The 9,773-nt window shown below is 69.5% G+C and carries 9 protein-coding genes; 7 read left to right on the top strand and 2 right to left on the bottom strand.

Annotation, left to right across the window (positions count from 1 at the left end):
* Nucleotides 1-95 precede the first annotated feature (95 nt).
* The 4 genes from ACFWRO_RS33815 to ACFWRO_RS33830 are packed head-to-tail and all read left to right on the top strand — an operon-like array spanning nt 96 to nt 4,922.
* Nucleotides 96-2,318 (top strand): polyribonucleotide nucleotidyltransferase, encoded by a 2,223-nt coding sequence (locus ACFWRO_RS33815; RefSeq protein WP_384517430.1) that lies wholly within the window; start codon nt 96-98, stop codon nt 2,316-2,318.
* Nucleotides 2,315-3,694 (top strand): M16 family metallopeptidase, encoded by a 1,380-nt coding sequence (locus tag ACFWRO_RS33820; RefSeq protein WP_384517432.1) that lies wholly within the window; start codon nt 2,315-2,317, stop codon nt 3,692-3,694. Before ACFWRO_RS33815 ends, ACFWRO_RS33820 begins: the two co-directional genes overlap by 4 nt.
* Before the next feature lie 17 nt (nt 3,695-3,711).
* Nucleotides 3,712-4,464, top strand: coding sequence for a 4-hydroxy-tetrahydrodipicolinate reductase (gene dapB, locus ACFWRO_RS33825; RefSeq protein ID WP_384517435.1), 753 nt, complete (start codon nt 3,712-3,714; stop codon nt 4,462-4,464).
* Between the two features lie 5 nt (nt 4,465-4,469).
* Nucleotides 4,470-4,922 carry a hypothetical protein gene (locus ACFWRO_RS33830; RefSeq protein ID WP_384517438.1) on the top strand — a complete coding sequence of 151 codons (453 nt, stop codon included), beginning with the start codon at nt 4,470-4,472 and terminating at the stop codon, nt 4,920-4,922.
* Here ACFWRO_RS33830 and ACFWRO_RS33835 read toward each other — a convergent pair.
* Nucleotides 4,912-5,475: a hypothetical protein gene (locus tag ACFWRO_RS33835; RefSeq protein ID WP_384517441.1), complete on the bottom strand. Its 564-nt coding sequence runs from the start codon at nt 5,473-5,475 to the stop codon at nt 4,912-4,914. The two genes, ACFWRO_RS33830 and ACFWRO_RS33835, sit on opposite strands and share 11 nt — an antisense overlap.
* 95 nt (nt 5,476-5,570) lie before the next feature.
* Nucleotides 5,571-5,810 carry a hypothetical protein gene (locus tag ACFWRO_RS33840; RefSeq protein WP_384517443.1) on the bottom strand — a complete coding sequence of 80 codons (240 nt, stop codon included), beginning with the start codon at nt 5,808-5,810 and terminating at the stop codon, nt 5,571-5,573.
* 197 nt (nt 5,811-6,007) lie between these two features.
* Between ACFWRO_RS33840 and thyX the strand changes: the two genes are divergently transcribed.
* From thyX to ACFWRO_RS33855, 3 genes are all read left to right on the top strand, one after another.
* Nucleotides 6,008-6,748: an FAD-dependent thymidylate synthase gene (thyX, locus tag ACFWRO_RS33845; RefSeq protein WP_384517446.1), complete on the top strand. Its 741-nt coding sequence runs from the start codon at nt 6,008-6,010 to the stop codon at nt 6,746-6,748.
* Nucleotides 6,749-6,925: 177 nt separating this feature from the next.
* Complete coding sequence (gene dapA / locus ACFWRO_RS33850) at nt 6,926-7,825, top strand: 4-hydroxy-tetrahydrodipicolinate synthase (RefSeq protein ID WP_384517449.1); 900 nt, start codon at nt 6,926-6,928, stop codon at nt 7,823-7,825.
* Nucleotides 7,826-7,945: 120 nt separating this feature from the next.
* The gene (locus ACFWRO_RS33855) at nt 7,946-9,631 is read left to right on the top strand and encodes a ribonuclease J (RefSeq protein WP_384517452.1); all 1,686 of its coding nucleotides are present in this window, start codon (nt 7,946-7,948) and stop codon (nt 9,629-9,631) included.
* Nucleotides 9,632-9,773: the final 142 nt, after the last annotated feature.

Genomic DNA, 9,773 nt, shown 5'->3' on the forward strand with positions numbered 1-9,773 from the left:
ACCGGCCCGCATCCGAAGGCGCGCTTCTCCTCCTCCACCGTCCCCGGCCACACGGGCCGACGGACGAAAAGACGAACACGTAGGAGAAACCGCTAGTGGAGAACGAGACCCACTACGCCGAGGCCGTCATCGACAACGGCTCCTTCGGCACCCGCACCATCCGCTTCGAGACGGGCCGCCTGGCCAAGCAGGCCGCCGGCTCCGCCGTCGCGTACCTGGACGACGACACGATGGTCCTTTCCGCGACCACCGCGTCGAAGAAGCCCAAGGACCAGCTCGACTTCTTCCCCCTCACGGTGGACGTCGAGGAGCGGATGTACGCGGCCGGCAAGATCCCCGGCTCCTTCTTCCGCCGGGAAGGCCGCCCCTCCGAGGACGCCGTCCTCACCTGTCGCCTGATCGACCGCCCGCTGCGCCCCTCCTTCAAGAAGGGCCTGCGCAACGAGATCCAGATCGTCGAGACGATCATGGCGCTCAACCCCGACCACCTCTACGACGTGGTCGCCATCAACGCCGCCTCCTGCTCCACGCAGCTGGCCGGCCTGCCCTTCTCCGGCCCGATCGGCGGCACCCGTGTCGCGCTGATCAACGGCCAGTGGGTCGCGTTCCCGACGCACACCGAGCTCGAGGACGCCGTCTTCGACATGGTCGTCGCCGGTCGCGTCCTGGAGGACGGCGACGTCGCGATCATGATGGTCGAGGCCGAGGCCACCGAGCGCACGATCGAGCTCGTCAAGGGCGGCGCCGAGGCGCCGACCGAGGAGCTCGTCGCCGCCGGTCTCGAGGCCGCGAAGCCCTTCATCAAGGCCCTCTGCAAGGCCCAGTCGGACCTCGCCGCCAAGGCCGCCAAGCCCACCGGCGAGTTCCCGGTCTTCCTCGACTACCAGGACGACGTCCTGGAGGCGCTCACCGCCGCCGTCAAGAACGACCTCGCGCAGGCGCTCACCATCGCCGGCAAGCAGGAGCGCGAGACCGAGCTCGACCGCGTCAAGGAGCTCGCCGCCGAGAAGCTCCTCCCGGCCTTCGAGGGCCGCGAGAAGGAGATCTCCGGCGCGTACCGCGCGCTGACCAAGAAGCTGGTCCGCGAGCGGATCATCAAGGACAAGGTCCGCATCGACGGCCGCGGCATCACGGACATCCGTACGCTCGCCGCCGAGGTCGAGGCCATCCCGCGCGTGCACGGCTCGGCGCTCTTCGAGCGTGGCGAGACCCAGATCCTGGGCGTCACCACCCTCAACATGCTCCGCATGGAGCAGCAGCTGGACACCCTCTCCCCGGTGACCCGCAAGCGCTACATGCACAACTACAACTTCCCGCCGTACTCCGTCGGTGAGACCGGCCGCGTGGGCTCGCCCAAGCGCCGCGAGATCGGCCACGGCGCGCTCGCCGAGCGCGCCATCGTGCCGGTGCTGCCGACGCGCGAGGAGTTCCCGTACGCGATCCGTCAGGTGTCCGAGGCCCTCGGCTCCAACGGCTCGACGTCCATGGGCTCGGTCTGCGCCTCCACCATGTCGCTGCTGAACGCCGGTGTGCCGCTGAAGGCCCCCGTCGCCGGTATCGCCATGGGTCTGATCTCCGAGGAGATCGACGGCAAGACCCACTACGTCGCCCTCACCGACATCCTCGGTGCGGAGGACGCCTTCGGCGACATGGACTTCAAGGTCGCCGGTACGAAGACCTTCGTCACCGCGCTCCAGCTCGACACCAAGCTCGACGGCATCCCAGCCTCGGTCCTGGCCGCCGCGCTGAAGCAGGCCCGTGACGCGCGTCTGCACATCCTCGACGTGATGAACGAGGCGATCGACGTTCCGGACGAGATGTCCCCGAACGCGCCGCGCATCATCACCGTCAAGATCCCGGTGGACAAGATCGGTGAGGTCATCGGCCCCAAGGGCAAGATGATCAACCAGATCCAGGAGGACACCGGCGCCGACATCACGATCGAGGACGACGGCACCATCTACATCGGTGCCGCCCAGGGCTCGCAGGCCGAGGCCGCCCGCGCCACGATCAACGGCATCGCCAACCCGACCATGCCGGAGGTCGGCGAGCGCTACCTGGGTACGGTCGTCAAGACCACCACCTTCGGTGCCTTCGTCTCCCTGATGCCCGGCAAGGACGGTCTGCTGCACATCTCGCAGATCCGCAAGCTCGCCGGTGGCAAGCGCGTGGAGAACGTCGAGGACGTGCTCGCGGTCGGCGCCAAGGTCCAGGTCGAGATCGCCGAGATCGACCAGCGCGGCAAGCTCTCCCTCGTCCCCGTCATGGCGGACGAGGACGCTGCCGGCGAGGACGCGAAGGACGACACCGACCAGTGACGTCCCGTAGTTCCGTGACGACGGCCCGCCCCTCTTCGGAGGGGCGGGCCGTCGCCCGTACCCAAACGCTTCTCCCGGGCAGGGACGGCATCGGCACGGTCCGCCGCACCACCCTCCCCGGCGGCCTGCGGATCGTCACCGAGACCCTGCCGTCCGTGCGCTCCGCCACCTTCGGCATCTGGGCGCACGTCGGCTCCCGCGACGAGACGCCCACGCTCAACGGCGCCACGCACTACCTGGAGCACCTCCTCTTCAAGGGCACGAAGCGACGCAGCGCCCTCGACATCTCCTCCGCGCTCGACGCGGTCGGCGGAGAGATGAACGCCTTCACGGCGAAGGAGTTCACCTGCTACTACGCGCGGGTCCTCGACACCGACCTGCCGCTCGCGATCGACGTGGTCTGCGACATGCTGACCGGCTCGCTGATCCTCGAAGAGGACGTCGACGCCGAGCGCGGTGTCATCCTCGAAGAGATCGCGATGACCGAGGACGATCCGGGCGACGTCGTGCACGACCTGTTCGCTCAGACCATGTTCGGCGACACCCCGCTGGGCCGCCCGGTCCTCGGCACCGTCGACACCATCAACGCCCTCGACCGTGGCCGGATCGCCCGCTTCTACAAGAAGCACTACGACCCGACCCACCTGGTCGTCGCCGCCGCGGGCAACATCGACCACGCCACCGTCGTACGCCAGGTCCGCCGCGCCTTCGAGAAGGCCGGCGCCCTCTCCCGTACGGACGCGGTCCCCGTCGCCCCGCGCGACGGCCGGCGCGTGATCCGCACCGCGGGCGCCGTCGAGGTCCTCGGCCGCAAGACCGAGCAGGCCCACGTCGTCCTCGGCATGCCGGGCCTCGCCCGCACCGACGAGCGCCGCTGGGCGCTCGGCGTGCTGAACACGGCCCTCGGCGGCGGCATGTCCTCCCGGCTCTTCCAGGAGGTCCGCGAGAAGCGCGGCCTGGCCTACAGCGTGTACTCGTACACCTCGGGCTTCGCCGACTGCGGCCTCTTCGGGGTGTACGCGGGCTGCCGCCCGGGCCAGGTCCACGACGTGCTGAAGCTCTGCCGCGACGAGCTCGACAAGGTGGCCTCCGACGGGCTCACCGACGACGAGATCGCCCGCGCCGTCGGGCAGCTCTCGGGCTCGACCGTCCTCGGCCTTGAGGACACCGGCGCGCTGATGAACCGCATCGGCAAGAGCGAGCTGTGCTGGGGTACGCAGATGTCGGTGGACGACATGCTCGCCCGGATCGCGTCCGTCACCCCGGACGAGGTCCGCGAGGTCGCTCGTGATGTGCTCGGACAGCGTCCCTCGCTGTCCGTCATAGGGCCGCTGAAGGACAAGCAGGCGGCACGCCTGCACGAATCCGTCTCCTAGAGAGAGTTCACAAGAGCATGAGCAAGCTGCGCGTGGCGGTCCTCGGAGCCAAGGGCCGCATCGGCTCGGAGGCCGTGCAGGCCGTCGAGGCCGCCGAGGACATGGAACTGGTCGCGGCGCTCGGCCGCGGCGACAAGCTGGAGACGCTCGCCGACGCGGGCGCCCAGGTCGTGGTCGAGCTGACCACCCCTGCCTCGGTGATGGAGAACCTCGACTACTGCGTGCGCCACGGCATGCACGCGGTCGTCGGCACCACCGGCTGGAACGAGGAGCGCCTCGCGCAGCTGAACACCTGGCTCGCCGCCTCCCCGGAGACCGGCGTCCTGATCGCACCGAACTTCTCCATCGGCGCCGTGCTGACCATGAAGTTCGCCCAGATCGCGGCCCCGTACTTCGAGTCCGTCGAGGTCGTCGAGCTGCACCACCCGCACAAGGTCGACGCCCCCAGCGGCACCGCCACCCGTACCGCCCAGCTGATCGCCGCCGCCCGCCGCGAGGCCGGCCTCGGCGCACAGCCGGACGCGACGGAGACGGCCCTGGACGGCGCCCGCGGCGCGGACGTCGACGGCGTCCGGGTCCACGCGGTGCGCCTCGCGGGCCTGCTGGCCCACCAGGAGGTGCTGCTCGGCGGCGAGGGCGAGACCCTGACCGTCCGTCACGACTCGCTGCACCACTCCAGCTTCATGCCGGGCATCCTCCTCGGCGCCCGCCGCGTCGTCACCGCCCCGGGCCTTACCTTCGGCCTGGAACACTTCCTGGACCTGGGCTGACGGTCATGGGCGGAAAGATCACGTACGTCTTCCTCGCCACCGTCCTCGTCCTCGTCTTCGGCGTGGTGGCGATGGAGGGCGTCCTGCTCGTCCTGACCGGCGAACCGGCCGCGATGGGCATGGGCGCGGTGGCGTTCCTGCTGCCCTGTGTGGGCGGCTGGTTCCTCTGGAAGAACACCGCCTTCGCGCGGAACGCGCAGCGGCTCGCCCGTGAGCTGGAGGCCGAAGGCGGCCTGCCGGTGGACGAGTTGAAGCGCACGGCCGGCGGCCGGATCGACCGCGACTCGGCCGACGAGGTGTTCGCGAGGCGACGCGCGGAGACCGAGGACTCACCCGGGGACTGGCGCTGCTGGTTCCGGCTCGCGGTCGCGTATCACGACGCCCGCGACACCCCGCGCGCCCGCAAGGCGATGCAGCGCGCGATCGCGCTGCACGCCGGTCGCACGGTCAGCGCGTAGCGGCCACCGGGGCGACGCCGTACTCGGCGTTCCACGCCTCGATCGTGTCGGTCGCGCGGTCGAACGCCTCGACGCGGGAGAGGAAGTCGGCGTTGTGGTCGGTGAGCAGAGCGATCTGCTCACCGTCCCGCCGTACGAGAACCAGCGCCTGGCCCTGCACCGTGCGGGGCAACCCCAGCCAGCGCACCGGCTGCTGCGTCGTGCGCGCGTGCGCCACCTGGGCCCAGGCCACGGTCGAGGTGGCGAAGAAGCCGACCCGGCGCACGCCGTGCCGGCTCACCCACGTGCCCACGCGCAGCATGCGCAGCGCGGAGGCGATGAGGAGGGCGGCCAGGCCGAACGTGACGGCGGCGCCGCTCACCGCCCCGGCCGCGGCGATGATGACCGCGGCCAGCAGCACGAAGGACGCGACCAACAGCGCGAGCGCCGCGGCGCCCACGCGCCAGGGGCCGGGACGGTAGGGCCGACGCCACTGGTCGTGGTCGTCGAACGGCAGCGCGACGTCGTCGGTCGCGTCAAAAGCGCGGTCGGCCGTCAGAAAGGGCAGGGGCACGACTGATCCTCACTCACAAGCACGCTCGAAGGGGCTGTGCCCGGTGAGGCTACCCAGGTGGTCTCGACCGGGCCACTCCAGGGGGGCCGAACTGCTCAGCGGCCGTCGGAGGCCTCGGACTGCTGCCGGTGCCCGTCGGCCCCACCGGACTGCATGGACGGCATCCCGAAGAGCAACGAGCCGACGAGACCGGCCACGACGGTCAGCCCGACCAGCGTACGGCCCACGAGCTCGGAGACACCGAGGCGCTCCCTCGGCGGCGGAGTGACGTTACTGCGGAAGCGGTCGGCCTCTGCGACGAACGCGAACGGGACAGCCTCTCGCCGGCCAAACATGGGGCCACTCTCCTTGGCTTGTGGTGTGCGGTGTCACAGTGAGAGACGAGCAAAGTCACCATTCGGTGCCCGATTTCCCCGAATTGGCCAAAGAAAGTGGTCCGGGTGGGTGTGGGAGCAGGTGAGGGGCTCCGCTGTCAGTGGCTCCCCGTAGAGTGGGCGCCGCCCGAGCGACGCACTTTGGAAGGACCCCGCCGGTGAGCGACACCCCCGCAGCAGACCTCAAGCCCAGCTTCCGCAGCGACGTGACCGTCGAGCTGGTGAAGCACACCGCCGCCGACTCGGACGTGCTGTGGGCGGCCCGCGTCTCCACCGCGGGGGAGCAGTCGCTCGACGAGCTGCAGAAGGACCCGGAGCGGTCCACGGGGCTCATCAACTACCTGATGCGGGACCGCCACGGCAGCCCCTTCGAGCACAACTCGATGACCTTCTTCATCAGCGCCCCGATCTTCGTCTTCCGCGAGTTCATGCGCCACCGCGTCGGATGGTCGTACAACGAGGAATCGGGTCGCTACAGGGAGCTGGAGCCGGTCTTCTACGTCCCCGACGCCTCCCGCAAGCTCGTCCAGGAGGGCCGCCCCGGCAAGTACGTCTTCGTCGAGGGCACCGAGGCCCAGCAGGAGCTGACCGGTCGCGTGATGGAGGATTCGTACGTTCAGGCGTACGCGGCGTACCAGGAAATGCTCGCGGCCGGCGTCGCCCGCGAGGTCGCCCGCGCGGTCCTGCCCGTCGGTCTCTTCTCCTCGATGTACGCCACGTGCAACGCGCGCTCGCTGATGCACTTCCTGGGCTTGCGCACCCAGCACGAGCTGGCCAAGGTGCCGTCGTTCCCGCAGCGGGAGATCGAGATGGTCGGCGAGAAGATGGAGCGGCACTGGGCCGAGCTCATGCCGCTGACCCATGCCGCGTTCAACAAGAACGGCCGTGTGGCCCCATAAAGCACAGATGTACGACCACGTCACGCGAAGTGTCCGTATTGCGACGTTTCACGAAGTTCATCTAGGCTGATCAAACGGACCCGGCACTGCTTGAACCCCCGAGCAGGCAGTGCCGGGCTCCTTTCACACGTCCCCCGAGGGGACACCGGGCGATGAGCAGCGAGTAGCGTGTTACCCATGGCTCCGATCTCCACTCCGCAGACCCCCTTCGGGCGGGTCCTCACCGCCATGGTCACGCCCCTGACGGCTGACGGCGCACTCGACCTCGACGGTGCCCAGCGACTCGCCTCCCATCTGGTGGACGCCGGCAACGACGGCCTCGTCATCAACGGCACCACCGGCGAGTCCCCGACCACCAGCGACGCGGAGAAATCGGAGCTGGTACGGGCGGTACTGGAGGCGGTCGGCGACCGCGCCCACGTCGTCGCCGGCATCGGCACCAACGACACCCACCACTCCATCGAGCTCGCCCGCACGGCCGAACGTGACGGCGCGCACGGCCTGCTCGCCGTCACGCCGTACTACAACAAGCCCCCGCAGGAGGGCCTGTACCGCCACTTCTCGGCCATCGCCGACGCCACCGAGCTCCCGGTGATGCTCTACGACATCCCCGGCCGCAGCGGCGTCCCGATCGACACCGAGACGATCGTCCGGCTGGCCGAGCACCCCCGGATCGTCGCCAACAAGGACGCCAAGGGCGACCTCGGCCGCGCCAGCTGGGCCATCGCCCGTTCGGGCCTCGCCTGGTACTCCGGCGACGACATGCTCAACCTGCCGCTGCTCTCCGTGGGCGCCTGCGGCTTCGTCTCCGTCGTAGGCCACGTCGTGACCCCGGAGCTCCGGGCCCTCCTGGACGCTCACCTGAACGGCGAGGTCCAGAAGGCCACCGAGATCCACCAGCGGCTCCTGCCGATCTACACCGGCATGTTCCGCACCCAGGGCGTCATGACCACCAAGGCCGCCCTCGCCCTCCAGGGTCTCCCGGCCGGCCCCCTGCGCCTGCCCCTGGTCGAGCTCTCCCCGGAGGAGACCGCCCAGCTCAAGATCGATCTCGCCGCCGGCGGGGTAGAGCTGTAAATACAGACTTCACAACTGAATATCCGATCGACAAACGATCGACCGACAACAGCAAGTGCACGAATGTCATGCGCGCCACGTGCCCAAGCGGTACGTGGCGTGTGTGGTGAGGAGAGTCTTTTGAGTCATCCGCATCCTGAACTCGGCGCCCCGCCGAAGCTGCCCAAGGGTGGCCTGCGCGTCATTCCGCTCGGCGGGCTCGGTGAGATCGGCCGCAATATGACGGTCTTCGAGTTCGACGGCCGTCTGCTCATCGTCGACTGCGGCGTCCTCTTCCCCGAGGAGGAGCAGCCCGGCGTCGACCTGATCCTGCCCGATTTCACCATCATCAAGGACCGGCTCGACCAGGTCGAGGGCATCGTGCTCACGCACGGCCACGAGGACCACATCGGCGCCGTCCCGTACCTGCTCCGGCTGAAGCCGGACATCCCGCTCATCGGCTCCAAGCTGACCCTCGCCCTCATCGAGGCGAAGCTCCAGGAGCACCGGATCCGCCCCTACACCCTTGAGGTGAAGGAAGGCGACCGGGAGGCGCTGGGCCCCTTCGACTGCGAGTTCATCGCGGTCAACCACTCCATCCCGGACGCTCTCGCGGTCGCCATCCGCACCCCTGCGGGCATGGCCGTCGCGACCGGCGACTTCAAGATGGACCAGCTGCCGCTCGACGGTCGGCTCACCGACCTGCACGCCTTCGCGCGGCTCAGTGAGGAGGGCATCGACCTTCTCCTGTCCGACTCGACGAACGCCGAGGTCCCGGGCTTCGTCCCGCCGGAGAAGGACATCTCGAACGTCCTGCGGAACGTCTTCGCGAACGCCCAGAAGCGCATCATCGTGGCCAGCTTCGCCAGCCACGTGCACCGCATCCAGCAGATCCTCGACGCGGCCCACGAGTACGGCCGCCGCGTGGCCTTCGTCGGCCGCTCGATGGTCCGCAACATGGGCATCGCCCGTGATCTGGGCTACCTCCGCGTCCCGGCCGGCCTGGTCGTCGACGTGAAGACCCTCGACGACCTCCCGGACGACGAGGTCGTGCTGGTCTGTACGGGCTCCCAGGGCGAGCCGATGGCCGCCCTGTCCCGGATGGCCAACCGCGACCACCAGATCCGGATCGTCCAGGGCGACACCGTGATCCTGGCGTCGTCCCTCATCCCGGGCAACGAGAACGCGGTCTACCGCGTGATCAACGGCCTGACCCGCTGGGGCGCCGACGTCGTCCACAAGGGCAACGCCAAGGTCCACGTCTCGGGCCACGCCTCGGCCGGCGAGCTGCTGTACTTCTACAACATCTGCCGCCCGAAGAACCTGATGCCGGTCCACGGCGAATGGCGCCACCTGCGCGCCAACGCCGAGCTCGGCGCGATGACGGGTATCCCCAAGGACCACATCGTCATCGCCGAGGACGGCGTCGTCGTCGACCTGATCGACGGCAAGGCCCGCATCACCGGCAAGGTCCAGGCGGGATACGTGTACGTGGACGGCCTCTCGGTCGGCGACGTCACCGAGTCCCACCTCAAGGACCGCCGGATCCTCGGCGAGGAGGGCATCATCTCGGTCTTCGTGGTCGTGGACTCCTCGACCGGCAAGATCGTGGGCGGCCCGAACATCCACGCCCGCGGCTCGGGCATCGAGGACTCGGCGTTCGACGCGGTGGTCCCGAAGGTGGAGCAGGCCCTGAACAAGTCGTTCCAGGACGGCGTGGTCGAGCCGCACCAGCTCCAGCAGCTGATCCGCCGCTCGATCGGCAAGTGGGTCTCCGACACCTACCGCCGGCGCCCGATGATCCTCCCGGTGGTCGTGGAGGTCTGAGCACCGGCAGGCCCAAGGGCCTGACCAGCGCCAACTGAGAGCGGGGGGGGGGGGGGTGGTGTGGGGGGGGGCCCCCGCCGCGCGCAGCGTTAAACACCGCCCCCCCAGCGCGCCCCCCCCACGCGGGGGGGGGGGTGGCCCC

The sequence above is a fragment of the Streptomyces sp. NPDC058579 genome (assembly GCF_042718575.1).
Classification (GTDB): domain Bacteria; phylum Actinomycetota; class Actinomycetes; order Streptomycetales; family Streptomycetaceae; genus Streptomyces.